Genomic DNA, 17,472 nt, shown 5'->3' with positions numbered 1-17,472 from the left:
GCGGCCCTGCTGAAGATGACTTCAGAACAGCGGCAGCCTTATCGCCAAAGCATTAGCTGGAGTGGGCATGTTAGAGCATATCCGTATTGTCTTAGTGGGTACTTCTCATACCGGAAACATAGGTTCAGTTGCCCGCGCCATGAAAACTATGGGTCTGAGCAAGCTGGTGCTGGTTTCACCAAAAGAATTACCAGACGGTCAGGCTTATGCATTATCTGCAGGAGCCAGTGATATTTTAGCTAATGCGCAAGTGGTGGACACTTTAGAGCAGGCCATATTCGATTGTGGTTTAGTGGTGGGCAGCAGTGCCCGTTCCCGCACTTTATCCTGGCCTATGCTGGAGCCACGTGAATGTGGCGAAAAAGCTGTGCTGGAAGCCACACAAAAACCAGTGGCATTGGTATTTGGCCGTGAAAACAATGGCCTGACCAATGAAGAGCTGCAAATGTGTAACTACCATGTCTGTATTCCGGCGAATCCTGAATACAGCTCCTTGAATTTAGCTATGGCAGTCCAAATTATCGCTTATGAAGTTCGGGTAGCCTTTTTAGCGCAGCAGGATAAAACCCCGGAAACAGATTTAACTGTGTATCCGGAAATTGACCAGATGGAGAAGTTTTATGTTCATCTGGAGCAAACCCTGAGCGACACAGGTTTTATTATTAAGCAGCACCCAGGCATTGTGATGGCTCGTCTGCGCCGGTTATTCGCCCGTTCCAGACCTGATGATCAAGAATTGAATATTTTGCGTGGCATTCTGGCCTCGATTCAACGCACCACCAAGCAATAGGATTTGTAAGATGTTTGCAGGTATCAAAGAAGACATTAAAAGTGTGTTCGAGCGGGATCCAGCGGCGCGCAGTGCTTTTGAAGTACTGACTAACTATCCTGGTTTACATGCCATCTGGTGGCATCGGATGAATCACCGTCTATGGAAAGCGAACTGGAAATGGCTGGCGCGTTTTTTAAGCACCATAGCCCGTTGGTTAACTGGGGTCGAAATTCATCCTGGCGCAAAAATTGGCCGTCGTTTTTTTATCGACCATGGTATGGGTGTAGTGATAGGTGAAACCGCCGAAATAGGTGATGACGTCACTTTGTACCATGGTGTGACCTTAGGCGGTACCAGCTGGAATCCTGGGAAACGTCACCCAACTTTAGGCAATGGTGTGGTGATAGGTGCTGGTGCCAAAGTACTGGGGCCTTTGTATGTCGGTGAATGTGCCCGTATTGGTTCAAATGCTGTCGTCGTCAAAGATGTACCGGCAGGTGCAACAGTGGTCGGTATTCCTGGCCGTATTGTCGCTAAACAAGATATGGCGCTGACTGAACAGCGTCAGCAAATGGCGAAAAAGTTTGGTTTTGATGCGTATGCTGTCTCCAGCGATAACCCGGATCCAGTGGCTAATGCCATGGGCCGGATGCTGGATCATATGCACTTTCTGGATAACAAAGTGACGGAGCTCTGCCAAAGCGTCAACAAGCTTGGTGGCAATGTCTGCGACATAGTGCCGGAGATTGCTATTGAAGATGAGGCTTTTATTCAGGCCGAACGTGAAGCAGCTGAACATCGTAAAAAAGCTGTAGATGCTTTTGATCCGACTATTTAAGCAATCAGAGCGAATCATCGGAAAAAGAGTTGAACCTAAACGGATAATACCTGACTAAAACGGTAGGATTAATACTTGACTAAAACAGTCAAGAATGTACAATTTGCGCCATTCGTTTCAGGGAGTCCGTTATGCGTTTAACTTCAAAAGGCCGTTACGCTGTGACAGCTATGCTGGATGTTGCATTACATGCACAATCTGGCCCGGTATCATTGGCGGATATCTCTGAACGTCAGGGTATTTCCCTGTCTTACCTTGAACAGCTGTTTGCCCGTTTACGCAAACAAGGTCTGGTCAGCAGCGTGCGTGGTCCAGGTGGTGGTTACCAACTGGGGTTAGATCCGATGCAAATATCGGTGTCTGCTGTGATCAGTGCGGTCGATGAGTCCGTAGATGCAACACGTTGTCAGGGTAAATCTGATTGTCAAAGCGGCGCTAAATGTTTAACCCACACCTTGTGGACAGACTTAAGCGATCGTATCGAAGACTTCCTCACCGGTATCACTTTAGGTGAACTGGTTCGCCAGAATGAAGTGAAAAAAGTGGCGAAACGGCAAGATGGCCGTGTGTTAAAAAATCCAGCAACTGAAATCGAAGTCAGTTGCCAGTTGTAGGCAAAAGCCGGAGCAGAAAATGAAGCTACCTATTTATCTAGATTATGCAGCCACAACCCCGGTCGATCCGCGGGTGGCCGAGAAACTGATGCAATTTTTGACTATGGATGGTTCTTTTGGTAATCCGGCGTCACGTTCGCACAAGTTCGGCTGGCAGGCAGAAGAAGCGGTAGAAATTGCCCGTGCGCAAATTGCCGAACTGGTCAACGCCGACCCACGTGAAATTGTATTCACTTCGGGCGCGACCGAATCAAACAACTTAGCTATCAAAGGCGCAGCGCAGTTTTACCATAAAAAAGGTAAACACCTGATCACCGTCAAAACCGAACACAAAGCTGTGCTGGATACCATGCGCTCTTTGGAACGTGAAGGTTTTGAAGTGACTTATCTGGACGTGGAAGCCAGTGGTTTAGTTGATTTAGACAAGTTAACTGCCGCTATCCGCCCTGATACCACAGTGATCAGCATCATGTTCGTCAACAACGAAATTGGTGTGATTCAGGATATCGCCGCTATCGGCGAGTTGTGCCGCAGCAAAGGTATTATTTTCCATGTTGATGCGGCTCAGGCTACAGGCAAAGTGGATATAGATTTAGAGACGCTAAAAGTAGATCTGATGTCGTTCTCTGGTCATAAAACTTATGGTCCTAAAGGTATTGGCGCTTTGTATGTGCGTCGTAAGCCACGTATTCGTTTAGAAGCTCAGACGCACGGTGGTGGTCATGAGCGTGGTATGCGTTCAGGCACTTTAGCCACGCACCAGATTGTGGCTATGGGTGAAGCTTTCCGTATTGCCAAAGAAGAAATGCACGCTGAGCGTGAACGTGTTGCGGTGTTACGTGACCGTCTGCTGGATGGTATTAAAGACATCGAACAGGTGTTTTTAAATGGTGATGCTGTGCAACGTGTGCCGGGTATTACCAACGTCAGCTTTAACTATGTTGAAGGTGAGTCCTTGATTATGGCGTTAAAAGACATCGCCGTATCTTCAGGTTCAGCTTGTACCTCAGCCAGTCTGGAACCTTCGTACGTCTTACGTGCTTTAGGTTTAACCGACGAGCTGGCACACAGTTCTATTCGTTTCAGCATCGGCCGTTACACCACGGAAGAGCAAATTGATCACACCATTAAGATTGTGCATGACGCCATTGGTAAATTACGCGACATGTCACCTCTGTGGGAAATGTACAAAGACGGCGTGGATTTAGGCAGCGTAGCCTGGGTTGCACACTAAGTTATTAATCAAATTAGGGACTTAGAATCATGGCATACAGTACTAAAGTCATAGACCATTATGAAAATCCGCGTAACGTCGGTTCATTCGCTAAAGACGACCCAACTATAGCTACAGGTATGGTTGGCGCACCGGCTTGTGGTGACGTGATGAAGTTACAGTTAAAAATTAACGCAGAGGGCATTATTGAAGATGCCAAGTTCAAGACCTATGGCTGTGGCAGTGCTATTGCATCCAGCTCATTAGTGACTGAATGGGTTAAAGGCAAAAGCATCGACGAAGCTGCTTTAATCAAAAACACCGATATAGCACAGGAATTGGCTTTACCTCCGGTAAAAATTCACTGCTCTATTCTGGCGGAAGATGCAATCAAAGCAGCCATTGCTGATTACAAACAACGTCACGGGAACTAAGTTATGGCTATTTCAATGACACCAGCGGCAGCGGATCGCGTCAGAAGCTTCCTGGCCAACAGAGGCAAAGGCCTTGGCTTGCGTGTGGGTGTAAAAACCACAGGCTGTTCAGGTTTAGCTTATGTGCTGGAGTTTGTTGACGAGTTAAACGCTGACGATCAGGTGTTTGAATACAACGATCTGAAACTCATAGTTGACGGTAAAAGTCTGGTCTATATAGACGGCACTCAGCTTGATTTTGTCAAAGAAGGTTTAAACGAAGGGTTCCAGTTTAACAACCCAAACGTCAATGGCGAATGTGGTTGTGGCGAAAGCTTCACCGTTTAACGAAGGGCGCAGATGAATTACTTTCAGCTTTTTCATCTGCCAGCTCAGTTTGAGCTGGATTTGACTGAATTAGGCACACGTTATCTGGAACTGCAGCGTCAGTTTCATCCGGATAAACATGCAGCTGGCTCTGAGCGCGATAAGCTGATGGCGGTGCAACAGGCGGCCAATATCAACGATGCGTATCACAGCTTAAAACAGCCGTTGTTACGTGCTGAACATTTACTGGCGTTACGGGGTTTAAAAATCAGTAACGAGCAGCGTAGCTTTATGGAACCTGCTTTTTTAATGCAGCAAATGGAATTACGTGAGTTGCTGGCAGAGATTAGCGATGCAGTGGATCCTGATGCGTTAATTGATGAAGCCGACCAGCAAATTCAGCAGCAGAAAAAAGCCTTATTACGACAGTTGCAATCGGCACTGGACGCCAACAACCCTGAGCACGATCATCAGGCGGCTGATATAATCCGCAAACTCAAATTTTTCTTTAAGCTGCAGCAAGAGCTGGAGCTGATTGAACAAACACAAGATTAAAGAGCAGCATGGCGTTATTACAAATTGCAGAGCCCGGTCAAAGCGCGGCTCCACATCAGCACAAGTTAGCCGCAGGTATTGATCTCGGTACCACCAATTCGCTGGTTGCTACTGTTCGCAGTGGCGAAGCCAAAACTCTGTTTAATAAAGCAGGCCAGGACATGTTGCCTTCTGTGGTGCGTTACACCGCAGACAACGTCATAGTCGGCCATGCTGCAGCAGCGGATGCTGTGCTGGATCCACACAACACTATAGTGTCAGTCAAACGTCTGATGGGCCGTGGTTTTGCTGAAATCAACGCCGACGCAGAACATATTCCGTATGAGCTGGTCGACCAGTCTGGTTTAGTGGCGATAAACACCATTCAGGGCATTAAAAACCCGGTTGAAGTCTCAGCTGAAATTCTGGCGACTTTAGCAGATACAGCAAGCCAGACCTTAGGTGGCGAGCTGACAGGTGTGGTTATTACTGTGCCTGCTTATTTTGATGACTCGCAACGTCAGGCGACCAAAGACGCCGCCAAGCTGGCTGGTTTAACTGTATTACGTTTATTAAACGAGCCTACCGCAGCCGCTTTAGCTTATGGCCTGGATTCAGGTCAGGAAGGCGTGGTTGCTGTCTACGATTTAGGTGGTGGCACTTTTGATATCTCTATCCTGCGTTTAAAGCGTGGTGTGTTTGAGGTGCTGGCCACAGGTGGCGACTCGGCTTTAGGTGGTGATGATTTTGATCACACTTTAGTCAACTGGTTACAGCAGCAAACTGGCCAAAGCACACTTTCGCATTCAGAGCTGCGCCAGTATCTGGTCACAGCCCGTCAAATTAAAGAAAACTTAAGTGCAACAGAGCAGCTGGATTTTGTCCTGCCATTAGCCTCTGGTGAATTTAAAGGCCAAATCAGTCGCTCAGACTTTGATGCTTTAATTCAGCCTTTAGTACGCAAGACCATTCGCGCTTGTAAACAAGTGCTGCGTGATGCCGGTTTAGACACCGAAGAAATTCAACAAGTCGTAATGGTCGGTGGTTCTACCCGCGTACCATTAGTGCGAAGCGCTGTGGCGGAGTTTTTTGCTGCAGAGCCTTTAACGTCTATAGACCCGGATAAAGTAGTGGCCATAGGTGCTGCTATTCAGGCCAACGTGCTGGTCGGCAATAAATCTGATCACGATACTTTGCTGCTTGATGTAATACCGCTGTCTTTAGGTTTGGAGACTATGGGTGGCTTAGTGGAAAAAATTATTCCACGCAACACAGTGATCCCTGTGGCCCGAGCTCAGGAATTCACCACCTTTAAAGATGGCCAGACCGCTATGGCTATTCATGTGCTGCAAGGTGAACGTGAACTGGTAGATGCTTGTCGTTCTCTGGCTCGTTTTAACCTGACCAATATCCCTGCTATGGCCGCTGGTGGAGCTCATATTCGGGTGACATTTCAGGTCGATGCCGACGGTTTATTGAGTGTCACAGCTGCGGAAAAATCGACAGGGGTCAGCGCCAGTATTCAGGTCAAACCTTCATACGGTTTAAGTGACGATCAGGTCGCGACCATGATCCAAAGCTCTATGTTGTATGCCAAACAGGATATGCAACTACGTTTGTTAAAAGAGCAACAAGTGGAAGCCGAGCGAGTGCTTGAAGCTGTCACTGTAGCCCTAAATGCCGATGCGGCACTTTTAACTGCAGAAGAAAAATTAAGTGTAGAACAAGCCCTTGCTGAACTTGCGACAGTCAAACAAGGCGACAACACGGCCGCTATTAAAGCTGCCATTGAACATACCAATCATATAACGGATGAGTTTGCAGCACGCCGGATGGATATCTCTATCCGCAAGGCATTGCAAGGTCATAAGGTCGACGAGGTCTGATATGCCACAAATCATCTTTTTACCCCATGCACAATTATGTCCTGAAGGTGTCGCAGTTGAAGCCCAAACAGGTGAAACTGTGCTGGATGTCGCTTTACGTTGTGGTATCTCTATTGAACATGCCTGTGAAAAGTCCTGTGCCTGTACTACCTGCCACGTCATAGTTCGTGAAGGCTTCCGCTCTCTGAATCCTAGCGATGAGCTGGAAGACGATATGCTGGATAAAGCCTGGGGTTTAGAGCCAGACTCACGTTTAGGCTGTCAGGCCCGTATCGCGGACGAAGATTTAACAGTCGAAATCCCGAAATACACAGTCAATATGGTCAGCGAAGGGCATTAAGTCTGGTCTGGTGATACAAAAAAAGCAGCTTCGGGCTGCTTTTTTACTAGTTGCAGCACTGGTTCTGATCACAGAATAAATGCTTTATCCTCTGTATTTAGAAAAAATAGGTTTTTTATTTTGCTTAGCGTATAATTCGCGGCCTTAAATTTATTCACCCTTTTGATTACAGGAGTCTGTCATGGCTTTAGAACGTACTTTTTCAATCGTGAAACCAGATGCAGTAGCAAAGAACCACATCGGCGCTATCTACCACCGTTTTGAGTCTGCAGGTTTACGTATTGTTGCAGCTAAAATGTTGCACTTAAGCCAGGAACAGGCTGAAGGCTTCTACGGTGAGCACAAAGAGCGTCCATTTTTCAAAGCTTTAGTATCTTTCATGACCTCTGGCCCAGTAATGGTTCAGGTGTTAGAAGGCGAAGACGCTGTTCGTAAAAACCGTGAAATCATGGGTGCTACTAACCCTAAAGACGCTGCTGCCGGTACTTTACGTGCTGACTACGCTGCAAGTATTGACGAAAACGCTGTTCACGGTTCAGACGCTGCTGCTTCTGCTGCCCGTGAAATCGCATTCTTCTTCACTGAAGCGGAACTTTGCTCACGCACTCGTTAATTTAAACTGTCGTTCTTGAAGCAGCAGTGCATCTGCAGCTTCAATTACACAAGTTTAGAATGCGTTACAAGGACGATGAATAAGAAAAGGGAGCTTAGCTCCCTTTCTATCTATTTAAACTGTCCTATTTTTTATCTATCTATGTTGTGAGGAAAAGCCCAAATGAGCCAAACAGAAAACAAAGTCAATCTGCTTGATCTGACCCGTACCCAGATGAAGGAGTTTTTTGTCTCTATTGGTGAAGCAGGCTTCAGAGCCGATCAGGTGATGAAATGGATCTACCATTTCTGCATCGACGACTTTGATAAAATGACCAACATCAACAAGAAGTTGCGTGACAAATTAAAAGAAAAAGCCGTGATTGCAGCACCAGTTGTGGTGACTCGTCAGGACAGTGCCGATGGCACTATCAAGTTTGTGATGGGTTTGGTGGGTGGTCAGGAAGTTGAAACTGTCTGGATCCCGGAAAAAGACCGCCGCACTTTATGTGTGTCTTCGCAAGTTGGCTGTGCTTTAGAATGTACCTTTTGTTCTACCGCCCAGCAGGGTTTTAACCGCAATTTGAAAGTGTCTGAAATTATTGGTCAGGTCTGGCGTGTAGCTCAAATCATCGGCAGCTACGGCGATACAGGTGAAAAACCAGTCACCAACGTGGTAATGATGGGCATGGGCGAACCTTTGCTGAATCTAAACAACGTAGTGCCTGCCATGGAGCTGATGCTGGAAGACTTTGGTTTTGGTTTATCCAAACGCCGCGTCACTTTAAGTACTTCAGGTGTAGTACCAGCTTTAGATATGCTGAAAGAGCGTATCGATGTGGCCTTGGCTATTTCTTTACACGCGCCGAATAACACCCTGCGTGATGAGTTAGTGCCTGTTAATAAAAAATACCCTATGGAAGAATTCCTGGCTGCGGCGAAGCGTTATGTCACAGATTCACGTGCCAACGATAAAGTCACAGTCGAATATGTAATGCTGGATGGTGTTAACGACAGCATGGAACAAGCCCATGAACTGGCGCATGCCCTGAAAGGTACGCCATCTAAAGTGAACCTGATCCCATTTAACCCATACCCTGGTTCACCGTACAAACGTTCTAGCAATTCCCGCATCGACCGCTTTAATAAAGTGCTGCAGGAACATGGTTATACAGTGATGGTGCGTAAGACCCGCGGCGACGATATTGACGCTGCTTGTGGTCAGTTAGTGGGTGATGTGATTGACCGTACCAAGCGTTTAGAAAAAAAACAGATGAAAGGTCAGGAGATTTCAGTAAAAATGGTGTAACACTCCATTCAACTGGTACCCCTATGCAAAAACTCAGGCTCCTGGCTTGTGTTATTTTCAGTTTACAGTTGGCAGCTTGCGTCACTGAAACCACAGTAGTGGGCAGTGACCGGCAAATTCGTCCTAAGATGGATCAAAAGGAAGCTGCCCGTACCCGCATAGCGCTTGGCATTAACTACCTGCAACGGGGTGATAATGCGCAGGCCAAGTTTAATCTGGAAAAAGCCAAAAGCTTAGCGCCTGAACTGGCCGAAGTGCATAACGCTATGGCCTATTATTATCAGCAGGTGGCAGAATTCGAAGCCGCCGAAACCTCCTACAAAACAGCCATAGATCTCGAACCCAACAACGCTGACTCCTACAACAACTACGGCGCTTTTTTATGTCAGCGTGGCAAATATGATCAAGCCGAACAATTATTGCTGCAAGCGATAAGCCGCCCTGGTTATATCCGCGCTGCTGACAGCTATGAAAATATCGCCTTGTGCCGCCTAGAGCAAAAAGACTTTATTCAGGCCAAAACCTACCTGGATTTATCCATTAAACACAATGCCAGCCGTCCCAGTGCTTTGTTTAACTTAGCTTCGGTCAATTACGCGATGGCAGATTTACCAGCGGCGCAGGTGCTGCTGGATCGAATGCAAAGTGCCTCACAAATTTCGCCCCGTTCTGTGTTGCTGGGTTATTTGATTGCTCAGGAGCTGCAAGACTACAGTCGGATGCAAACGGCAGAGCAGTTATTGCTGACCACTTATCCGCAAAGCCAGGAAACCTTGTTGTTTAGTCAGGGCAAGTTGAGTGAGTCCGAATTTAGCTTGCTCAGACAAGACTATAAAAAACAGTTGCTGCAACAACCTGCTGAACAAGTCAAAGCGGGTGTGGTGCAGCCCAAAATCAAAATCACCCGTAAAAAGCCACCAGCCGCTGTGGCGACAGAACAAGCCCAGCTTAGCGCGGCACCAGCTGCAGAACCTTTACCGGAAGCACGCATCTTGTCTGAGAATCTATCTGAAACAGAAGTTGTTGCAGTAGCAGAAAATCAGGCTGAAGTGACACAACCAGAGTCAGAAGGGCAGGTCCGGCAACACGAAGTGCAACAAGATGAAACCTTGTATGGCATAGCGGAGCGTTACAGTGTTACTATTAGCGATATAATCAGCTGGAACTCTTTGCGTGATAATCAGCCTATAGTCAGGGGCATGGTCCTTTGGATTGGACAACAAGCACCCCGGCAGATCGAACCACAAATTGAAGTACCAGAACGTTATCAAATCCAGTATGGCGACACCTTATTCCGGATTTCGATGCGTTACAGGGTGAAACTAACCAGCCTGCTGCAATGGAACAACTTAACTGAGCAAAGCCCGATACGGGCTGGGCAATTTATCTACTTAAAAGATCCGGCACAATTGGAATTATGACGACTGAATTAACGCAGCCTAGCAGCGCACCAACAGCATTAAGCGCAGGCCAAATCCTACGCCAGGCCAGAGAGCAACAAAATCTGACCGTGGCGCAAGTGGCACAGCAACTGAATTTAGGTAAAAGCCTGATAGACGATCTGGAAATGGATCAGGTCGATGCCAAGCTGTCCTCAACTTTTGTTCGTGGCTATTTACGTTCTTATGCCAAATTACTGAAAATACCAGCCCAACAAGTATTGGATGCCTATAGCAGTAACTCCAAAGGTTTACATCAGGTACCAAGCCTGACCCGGAGTTTCTCTAAACGCACCGCCAAAGAAGCCACAGAAAACCGCTTTATGTGGGTGACTTATTTTGTTATTGCCGTCTTTGTTGTGTTGTTAGTGTTAGGCTTCTGGCAAAGTCGTTTTGGTGGCTCAGCTTCAGGTTCTGCTTTGCCTATGGCACAAACGGATGAAACTATGCTGGCCAGTGAAGAGGCGAAGCCTGTCGAAACTCAGTCGTATCAGCCAACCGAACAGCCACAGACGCAACAGAACAGCATTCCTGTCACTCAGTTGGATCATTCGCCAACAGCGACTGATACACCAGCTCTTACCACTGCGCCACAAACTAGTTTAAACGCAGATGTTCCTACTGTGATACCGTCGCAGTCACAAGCCATAGTGACGCAACCTGCTGCAACAGTGCCGCAGACTACAACAGATTCAAATTCCGCAACTACTAACGCAGATGCTGTGACATTACCGGTTCAGAGTGAACCACAATTGCAGCAATCAATTCCTGCAGTCACCACTCCGGTTCAGAACGAATCTCAGACATCAGTACCGGTAACAAATGACGTTCCGGTTGTTGCAACTGCTGATACTGCAACTGATCAGCCTACGACTCAAACTGAATCCTCAGCTACAGAAACTCAGACTGCAGCAGCTGTTGATGCATCGGCTAATGCCACTATCAATTTGTCACTGAATGCAGAGTGTTGGGTGGATGTGGTTGATGCGACGGGCAAACGTTTGGTGTTTGGTAGTCGTCAGGCCGGTGAACAGTTAAATTTACGTGGTGTTGCGCCAGTCAAAGTTTTATTAGGCAACGCAGCCGCAGCCACTCTTAGCTTTAATGGCGAAGCCATTGACCTGTCAGGTTATCCAACAGGTCGGGTCGCCCGGTTAACCCTCGGACAAAACTGATGAGTTACGCAGAAAATCCTATTAAAAGACGCCAGTCGACCCAGATCAAAGTAGGCAATGTACTGATAGGTGGTGATGCCCCTATTGCAGTGCAGTCAATGACCAATACCAAAACCACAGATGTGGCAGCTACAGTGGCGCAAATTCATGCCATTGCCAAAGCGGGCGCTGATTTGGTGCGTGTGTCTGTGCCTACGATGGAAGCGGCAGAAGCCTTTAAGCTGATTAAACAGCAATCGCCTATTCCGTTGGTGGCCGATATTCATTTTGATTACCGTATCGCGCTGAAAGTGGCTGAATACGGTGTCGACTGTTTACGTATCAACCCGGGCAATATAGGCCGTGAAGACCGTATCCGCTCTGTGGTTGAAGCGGCACGCGATAAAAATATTCCTATCCGTATTGGTGTGAATGGCGGCTCGCTTGAAGCAGATTTACAGGAAAAATACGGCGAACCTACACCAGAAGCTTTGGTGGAATCAGCAATGCGCCATGTCGAAATTCTGGACCGTCTGAACTTCGACCAGTTTAAAGTCAGTGTCAAAGCATCAGACGTATTTTTAGCTGTAGGTGCATACCGTTTGCTGGCGAAACAAATTAAACAACCGCTGCATTTGGGTATTACTGAAGCAGGCGGTGCTCGTGCTGGTTCAGTTAAATCTGCTATTGGTCTTGGTATGCTGTTATCTGAAGGCATAGGCGATACCTTACGTATTTCACTGGCGGCTGATCCGGTTGAAGAAGTGAAAGTGGGTTTTGATATTTTAAAATCACTACGCATTCGTTCCCGCGGTGTTAATTTTATTGCCTGCCCAAGCTGTTCCCGTCAGGAATTTGATGTGATCAAAACCATGAACGAGCTGGAACAGCGACTGGAAGATATCATCGACCCTGTGACTGTATCCGTCATTGGTTGTGTAGTGAATGGTCCTGGTGAAGCCTTAGTTTCTGATTTAGGTGTAGCTGGTGCGAACCGTATGAGTGGTTTTTACCTCAAAGGTCAGCGCCAGAAATTACGTATTGATAACAACACTGTCGCAGAACAGCTGGAAGCTCAGATACGTTTGTATCTGGAAGAGCAAAAACGACTGATTGAAATTAAACAGCTGGACTGAGCAGCCTCGCTGCATCCTCCGCTTAGGATAAAGAGATAAAACCCGTGTCAAAAGATATCCAGGCCATTCGTGGCATGAACGACTGCTTACCTGCGGATACCCCGGCGTGGCAGTACGTGGAACAGATTTTACGTAAAACAGTGCGCAACTATGGTTACGAAGAAATTCGTTTTCCTATAGTCGAAATGACGGAACTGTTTAAGCGTTCTATCGGTGAAGTGACTGACATCGTTGAAAAAGAAATGTATACCTTTGCCGATCGCAATGGTGACAGCCTGACCTTACGCCCTGAAGGCACTGCAGTTTGCGTGCGTGCAGCCAACCAAAATGGTTTGTTGTATAACCAGGAGCAACGCCTGTGGTATATGGGCCCAATGTTCCGCCATGAGCGTCCGCAAAAAGGCCGCTACCGCCAGTTCCACCAGTTTGGTTTAGAAGCTTTTGGTATGGCAGGTCCGGACATTGATGCTGAGGTGATTTTACTCAGTGCCCGTTTGTGGAAAACATTAGGTTTATCTGCTCATGTGACTCTGGAGCTGAACTCTTTAGGTTCGAATCAGGCTCGTGCTGATTACCGCGCTGCTTTAGTGGCGTATTTAGAGCTGCATAAAGAACTGCTGGATGAAGACAGCTTACGCCGCATGTACAGCAATCCGCTGCGGGTACTGGATAGCAAAAATCCGGTGATGCAAGACATGCTGGGCAAAGCGCCACAGTTGTTAGATTATTTAGATGATGAATCCAAAGCTGATTTTGATGGTCTGCAAAAGCGTTTAAAAGCCGCTGGCGTAGAGTTTGTCATCAACCCACGTTTAGTGCGTGGCCTGGATTATTACAACAAAACTGTATTCGAATGGGTTACCAGCAGCTTAGGTTCACAAGGCACAGTGTGCGCCGGTGGCCGCTACGATGGTTTAGTGGAACAGCTGGGTGGTAAAGCCACTCCTGCAGTTGGTTTTGCCTTAGGTATGGAGCGGCTGGTATTATTGCTGCAAACCTTAGACTTATTGCCACAAGCCCAGGCCCAAACTGATATTTATCTGATGGCCTTAGGCGAGAGCGCGGAACTTGCCGCAGTTTCTATTGCCGAAGGCCTGCGGAATGATTTACCTGACTTGCGTTTAATGACGCATTCAGGTGGTGGCAATTTGAAGAAACAACTGAAAAAAGCGGATAAATCTGGTGCTGGCCTTGGGCTGTTATTAGGTGAAACTGAACTGGCTGCAGGCGAAATTACGCTGAAATGGCTCAGAGAAGAAAAGCCACAACAAAATATTAAATTGACTGAATTAAGCGCTTTTATAAAGCAGCTGGTTTAAAGGGATCGAAGATGGAAATTTACAACAGCGAAGAACAACAAGTCGAAGCAATTAAGCGCTTTTGGAAAGAAAACGGCACCGCTATTATCGCTGGTGTAGTGTTAGGTTTAGGTGGTTTGTACGGCTGGCGTTATTTCCAGGACCAGCAGCTGGAAACCACTATGGCCGCTTCAAGCGCTTATACCCAATTGCTGGAACAACAACAAAAAGCCGCAGATAACCCTGAGTTATTAGCGCAGTTCCAAACTTTTGTTGATAAAAACAGTGACTCTTCTTACGCTCTGCTGGCTGCTTTTGTAGCTGCCAAAGAAGCTGTTGCAAAAGAAGATTACGCTAGTGCAGCCAAACAGCTGAACTGGGTAGTAACTACTGCTAAACAACCAGAAATCAAAGCTCTGGCGCAGTTGCGTCTGGCTCGTGTACAAAACGAACAAAAAGATTATCCGGCTGCCTTAGCTACATTAGCTTTGGCTGTGCCTGAGGCATTTAAAGCACAACAGCAAGAGCTGACAGGTGACGTGCTGCTGAATTCAGGTGAACTGGCCAAAGCTAAAACTGCTTATCAGGCTGCTGTTGCCGCTACAAAAGATGCTCAGAATCCAATTCTGAAAGTGAAATTAGATGAACTGGCGCACGTAACTGCTGCTTAAGGTGTAAGAGTGAAGTTATTCAGGTCCCGTATCGGCTTAATGCTGGTGTTGTTGACGACTTTGGCTGCTTGTTCTTCCAAAGAAGAATTGGTTTATCCGGAAATTAACAACAAAATTGAACCCGAAGAAATTTGGAGTGCGTCTGTCGGTGATGGCGTTGAACATTATGATTCAGCGCTGCGTCCATTAATTTATAAAGACAAAGTTTTTGCTGCCAGCCGCGCTGGTTTAGTGATGGCTTTTGACCGTGAAAGCGGCGACCGTCTTTGGACTTTCGATGTGCGTGATGATGGCACTGGTAGTTTTCTGGATGGTCTGAAATTCTGGAGTTCTGAAACTGCCCGTGTTTCAGGTGGTATCAGCCAGGGTTACGATAAGATCTTTATCGGCACTGAGAATGGCGACGTAGTCGCTTTAAATCCTGAAACCGGCGAGCTGGTATGGCGCGTTAAAGTCAAAGGTGAAGTGATTGCCAGTCCTGCTGCAGGCGAAGGTTATGTGCTGGTGAATACCTCAGCCGGTTATTTGTTTGCATTGCATCCGGATACAGGTGAACAACGCTGGATGCATGAGCAGGAAAGCGCATTGTTAAGCTTACGTGGTACCAGTGAGCCTGTTATGGCCAATGGTGGTGTTATTTTTGGTAGTGGTGCAGGCAAAGTCTCTGTAGTCATTGCCGATAAAGGCATATTGGCATGGGATGCGGCTATTGCTGTGCCAAAAGGTGCAACCGACTTGTCCCGTATGGTCGATGTGGATGCAACTCCTATCGTAGTAGATGGCACTATTTACGCCATTGCCTTTAATGGTGAGTTAGTGGCGCTTGAGCTGCGTACAGGCCGTGTGATGTGGAAACGTGAATATGCCAGCTTCCGCGATATGGTGGTTGAAGGTAATACCATTTATCTGGTCGACAGCGTAGGTAAAATCTTTGCGATTGACCGTCGTAACGGCTTAGAGCAATGGGCACAGTTAGGCTTACACAAACATTTCCTGACAGGACCTGCAGTCTACAAAGATTATCTGGCAGTGGGTGATGTCGAAGGCAACTTGTTCTGGTTAGATAAAAATACCGGTGAGTTTGTTGCGCAGGAATCGTACGGCTCTGGTTTTTACGTGCAGGGCGTCAGCTCAGCCGATGAATTAGTGATCCAAACCCGGGATGGTGAGCTAAGTTTAATACGCTTACCTTAAACCAGCTGAGTATGGAATAAGACAAGGTCGGAGCCGATAAACCATCGCCTCCGGCCTTGTTGTTTAATAAAGTTTAGTGATTTATGTAGCTGTCATGGCTGAAAAGCTTGGCGTCACAGAGTAAGAAGGCCAGTTGGCCTGCGGTATCCACAAGGATACATAGTAATTTTATTTGAGGTAAAACCATGTTACCTGTAGTGGCTTTGGTTGGCAGAGCCAACGTTGGAAAATCAACATTATTTAACCGTTTGACCCGCACCCGTGATGCCTTAGTGGCGGATTTTCCGGGCCTGACGCGTGACCGTAAATACGGTTCAGTCAAATACGAAGGTTACGAATTTATTGTGGTGGATACCGGTGGTATCGACGGCAATGAGCAAGGCATTGAAGTAGAAATGGCCGAACAGTCACTCAAAGCGATAGACGAAGCTGACATAGTGCTGTTTATGGTGGACGCCCGTGCTGGCGCTACTGTGGCCGATGATGCGATAGCGCAACACTTACGTCGTATCAATAAAAAGGTGTTTTTAGTCGCTAACAAAACTGATGGTTTAGATGCAGATACAGCCACTGCAGACTTCTATAGCCTGGCGCAGGGTGAAGTTTATCCTATAGCTGCTGTGCATGGTCGTGGTGTGTTGTCTTTGCTGCAACATGCGTTATTGCCTATGTTGTCTGAACAGCAACAACAGCGCATTGCCGCTATTGAAAAGGGCGAAGAATTACCGGAAGAGCTGGAAGAAGAAAGCGAAGAGGACATTACTCAAGCAAAGGATCAGCATATCAAGCTGGCCATAGTAGGTCGTCCAAACGTCGGTAAATCTACTTTAACCAACCGTATTTTAGGTGAAGAACGTGTTGTGGTATTCGACATGCCAGGCACCACACGGGATTCAATTTATATCCCTATGACCCGTGGTGAACGCGAATACACCCTGATTGATACAGCTGGTGTACGTCGTCGTGGCAAAATTGACGATATGGTTGAGAAGTTTTCTGTCATTAAAACTCTGCAGGCTATTGAAGATGCCAACGTAGTGATTTTAGTGCTGGACGCCCGTTTAGGTATTTCCGACCAGGACTTAAGCATTTTAGGTTTTGTGTTAAATGCCGGTCGTTCTTTGGTGCTGGCTGTCAACAAGTGGGATGGCCTGGACGAACGTGTTAAAGAAGATGTGAAACGTGAGCTGGATAGACGCTTAGGTTTTATCGACTTTGCCCGTCTGCACTTTATCTCGGCATTACACGGCTCAGGTGTAGGTAACTTATTTGAATCGGTAGAAGAAGCGTTCGACTCGGCCACCCGTCGTGTCAGCACTGCGCTTTTAACCCGTATTATGAAAATGGCAGTGGAAGATCACCAGCCACCTATGGTGAGAGGCCGTCGTGTGAAGCTGAAATATGCTCACGCCGGTGGTTACAATCCGCCTCTGATCGTGATTCACGGTACTCAGGTAGACGACCTGCCAGATTCGTACAAACGTTATCTGATGAACTATTTCCGTAAATCTTTACAAATGATGGGCACACCAGTGCGGATTGAATTCCGCGAAGGCGAAAACCCATTTGCCGGCAAACGTAGTATGCTGACACCCAATCAGCAGTACAAACGTGACCGCATCTTAAAAGCCAGAGCGAATCTGGTGAATAAGAAGTAAGTTTTACAAGGCCAGCGAAAGCTGGCCTTGTTGTTTGTGGACTTCTCGTCGATTCGAATGTAGGGGGAGGGTTTGTCCCTGTCCG

The 17,472-nt window shown here is 47.1% G+C and carries 18 protein-coding genes; all 18 read left to right on the top strand.

Annotated elements, in window-relative coordinates; translation table 11 throughout:
• Positions 1–67: 67 nt before the first annotated feature.
• The 18 genes from trmJ (at position 68) to der (ending at position 17,387) form a co-directional block, all read left to right on the top strand.
• Positions 68–790 (top strand): tRNA (cytosine(32)/uridine(32)-2'-O)-methyltransferase TrmJ, encoded by a 723-nt coding sequence (gene trmJ / locus OM978_RS16900; RefSeq protein ID WP_264343442.1) that lies wholly within the window; start codon positions 68–70, stop codon positions 788–790.
• 10 nt (positions 791–800) lie between these two features.
• A complete protein-coding gene (gene cysE, locus OM978_RS16895; RefSeq protein ID WP_233008343.1) occupies positions 801–1,610 on the top strand; it encodes a serine O-acetyltransferase in 810 nt (269 codons plus the stop codon).
• Positions 1,611–1,741: 131 nt separating this feature from the next.
• The gene (gene iscR, locus OM978_RS16890) at positions 1,742–2,224 is read left to right on the top strand and encodes a Fe-S cluster assembly transcriptional regulator IscR (RefSeq protein ID WP_264343441.1); all 483 of its coding nucleotides are present in this window, start codon (positions 1,742–1,744) and stop codon (positions 2,222–2,224) included.
• Between the two features lie 19 nt (positions 2,225–2,243).
• Positions 2,244–3,458, top strand: a complete 1,215-nt coding sequence (locus OM978_RS16885; RefSeq protein ID WP_233008345.1) for an IscS subfamily cysteine desulfurase — start codon at positions 2,244–2,246, stop codon at positions 3,456–3,458.
• A 29-nt stretch (positions 3,459–3,487) separates the two neighbouring features.
• Positions 3,488–3,871, top strand: a complete 384-nt coding sequence (gene iscU, locus OM978_RS16880; protein ID WP_264343439.1) for a Fe-S cluster assembly scaffold IscU — start codon at positions 3,488–3,490, stop codon at positions 3,869–3,871.
• Between the two features lie 3 nt (positions 3,872–3,874).
• On the top strand, positions 3,875–4,198 hold the full coding sequence (gene iscA / locus OM978_RS16875) for an iron-sulfur cluster assembly protein IscA (protein ID WP_264343438.1): 324 nt from the start codon (positions 3,875–3,877) through the stop codon (positions 4,196–4,198).
• 12 nt (positions 4,199–4,210) lie between these two features.
• A complete protein-coding gene (gene hscB, locus OM978_RS16870) occupies positions 4,211–4,732 on the top strand; it encodes a co-chaperone HscB (protein ID WP_264343437.1) in 522 nt (173 codons plus the stop codon).
• 8 nt (positions 4,733–4,740) lie between these two features.
• Positions 4,741–6,597 (top strand): Fe-S protein assembly chaperone HscA, encoded by a 1,857-nt coding sequence (gene hscA / locus OM978_RS16865; protein WP_264343436.1) that lies wholly within the window; start codon positions 4,741–4,743, stop codon positions 6,595–6,597.
• A gap of 1 nt (position 6,598) precedes the next feature.
• Positions 6,599–6,937: an ISC system 2Fe-2S type ferredoxin gene (gene fdx, locus OM978_RS16860; protein ID WP_008900497.1), complete on the top strand. Its 339-nt coding sequence runs from the start codon at positions 6,599–6,601 to the stop codon at positions 6,935–6,937.
• A 181-nt stretch (positions 6,938–7,118) separates the two neighbouring features.
• Positions 7,119–7,550, top strand: a complete 432-nt coding sequence (ndk, locus tag OM978_RS16855; RefSeq protein WP_233008349.1) for a nucleoside-diphosphate kinase — start codon at positions 7,119–7,121, stop codon at positions 7,548–7,550.
• A gap of 162 nt (positions 7,551–7,712) precedes the next feature.
• Positions 7,713–8,837 carry a bifunctional tRNA (adenosine(37)-C2)-methyltransferase TrmG/ribosomal RNA large subunit methyltransferase RlmN gene (locus OM978_RS16850; RefSeq protein WP_233008350.1) on the top strand — a complete coding sequence of 375 codons (1,125 nt, stop codon included), beginning with the start codon at positions 7,713–7,715 and terminating at the stop codon, positions 8,835–8,837.
• A gap of 23 nt (positions 8,838–8,860) precedes the next feature.
• The gene (gene pilW, locus OM978_RS16845; RefSeq protein ID WP_264343433.1) at positions 8,861–10,258 is read left to right on the top strand and encodes a type IV pilus biogenesis/stability protein PilW; all 1,398 of its coding nucleotides are present in this window, start codon (positions 8,861–8,863) and stop codon (positions 10,256–10,258) included.
• Complete coding sequence (locus OM978_RS16840; RefSeq protein ID WP_264343432.1) at positions 10,255–11,451, top strand: RodZ domain-containing protein; 1,197 nt, start codon at positions 10,255–10,257, stop codon at positions 11,449–11,451. Before pilW ends, OM978_RS16840 begins: the two co-directional genes overlap by 4 nt.
• Entirely contained in the window at positions 11,451–12,566 is a 1,116-nt protein-coding gene (gene ispG / locus OM978_RS16835) for a flavodoxin-dependent (E)-4-hydroxy-3-methylbut-2-enyl-diphosphate synthase (RefSeq protein ID WP_264343431.1), read from the top strand. The genes OM978_RS16840 and ispG overlap by 1 nt, the downstream gene beginning before the upstream one ends.
• Positions 12,567–12,610: 44 nt before the next feature.
• Entirely contained in the window at positions 12,611–13,885 is a 1,275-nt protein-coding gene (gene hisS, locus OM978_RS16830) for a histidine--tRNA ligase (protein ID WP_264343430.1), read from the top strand.
• Between the two features lie 11 nt (positions 13,886–13,896).
• Positions 13,897–14,535, top strand: coding sequence for a YfgM family protein (locus tag OM978_RS16825; protein ID WP_264343429.1), 639 nt, complete (start codon positions 13,897–13,899; stop codon positions 14,533–14,535).
• Between the two features lie 9 nt (positions 14,536–14,544).
• Positions 14,545–15,729, top strand: a complete 1,185-nt coding sequence (gene bamB, locus OM978_RS16820) for an outer membrane protein assembly factor BamB (protein WP_233008356.1) — start codon at positions 14,545–14,547, stop codon at positions 15,727–15,729.
• A gap of 185 nt (positions 15,730–15,914) precedes the next feature.
• Entirely contained in the window at positions 15,915–17,387 is a 1,473-nt protein-coding gene (der, locus tag OM978_RS16815) for a ribosome biogenesis GTPase Der (RefSeq protein WP_264343428.1), read from the top strand.
• Positions 17,388–17,472: the final 85 nt, after the last annotated feature.

Origin of the sequence: Rheinheimera sp. MM224, from assembly GCF_947090785.1 — a bacterium.
In the GTDB taxonomy this organism is placed as follows: domain Bacteria; phylum Pseudomonadota; class Gammaproteobacteria; order Enterobacterales; family Alteromonadaceae; genus Pararheinheimera.
Note: the sequence above shows the minus strand (reverse complement) of the source record. Positions and strands in the feature narration are given on the sequence as shown.

Excerpts from the sequence above, each read along its gene's own strand:
- trmJ (WP_264343442.1), top strand. The coding sequence starts at position 68 with ATGTTAGAGCATATCCGTATTGTCTTAGTGGGTACTTCTCATACCGGA.
- cysE (WP_233008343.1), top strand. The coding sequence starts at position 801 with ATGTTTGCAGGTATCAAAGAAGACATTAAAAGTGTGTTCGAGCGGGAT.
- iscR (WP_264343441.1), top strand. The coding sequence starts at position 1,742 with ATGCGTTTAACTTCAAAAGGCCGTTACGCTGTGACAGCTATGCTGGAT.
- OM978_RS16885 (WP_233008345.1), top strand. The coding sequence starts at position 2,244 with ATGAAGCTACCTATTTATCTAGATTATGCAGCCACAACCCCGGTCGAT.
- iscU (WP_264343439.1), top strand. The coding sequence starts at position 3,488 with ATGGCATACAGTACTAAAGTCATAGACCATTATGAAAATCCGCGTAAC.
- iscA (WP_264343438.1), top strand. The coding sequence starts at position 3,875 with ATGGCTATTTCAATGACACCAGCGGCAGCGGATCGCGTCAGAAGCTTC.
- hscB (WP_264343437.1), top strand. The coding sequence starts at position 4,211 with ATGAATTACTTTCAGCTTTTTCATCTGCCAGCTCAGTTTGAGCTGGAT.
- hscA (WP_264343436.1), top strand. The coding sequence starts at position 4,741 with ATGGCGTTATTACAAATTGCAGAGCCCGGTCAAAGCGCGGCTCCACAT.
- fdx (WP_008900497.1), top strand. The coding sequence starts at position 6,599 with ATGCCACAAATCATCTTTTTACCCCATGCACAATTATGTCCTGAAGGT.
- ndk (WP_233008349.1), top strand. The coding sequence starts at position 7,119 with ATGGCTTTAGAACGTACTTTTTCAATCGTGAAACCAGATGCAGTAGCA.
- OM978_RS16850 (WP_233008350.1), top strand. The coding sequence starts at position 7,713 with ATGAGCCAAACAGAAAACAAAGTCAATCTGCTTGATCTGACCCGTACC.
- pilW (WP_264343433.1), top strand. The coding sequence starts at position 8,861 with ATGCAAAAACTCAGGCTCCTGGCTTGTGTTATTTTCAGTTTACAGTTG.
- OM978_RS16840 (WP_264343432.1), top strand. The coding sequence starts at position 10,255 with ATGACGACTGAATTAACGCAGCCTAGCAGCGCACCAACAGCATTAAGC.
- ispG (WP_264343431.1), top strand. The coding sequence starts at position 11,451 with ATGAGTTACGCAGAAAATCCTATTAAAAGACGCCAGTCGACCCAGATC.
- OM978_RS16825 (WP_264343429.1), top strand. The coding sequence starts at position 13,897 with ATGGAAATTTACAACAGCGAAGAACAACAAGTCGAAGCAATTAAGCGC.
- der (WP_264343428.1), top strand. The coding sequence starts at position 15,915 with ATGTTACCTGTAGTGGCTTTGGTTGGCAGAGCCAACGTTGGAAAATCA.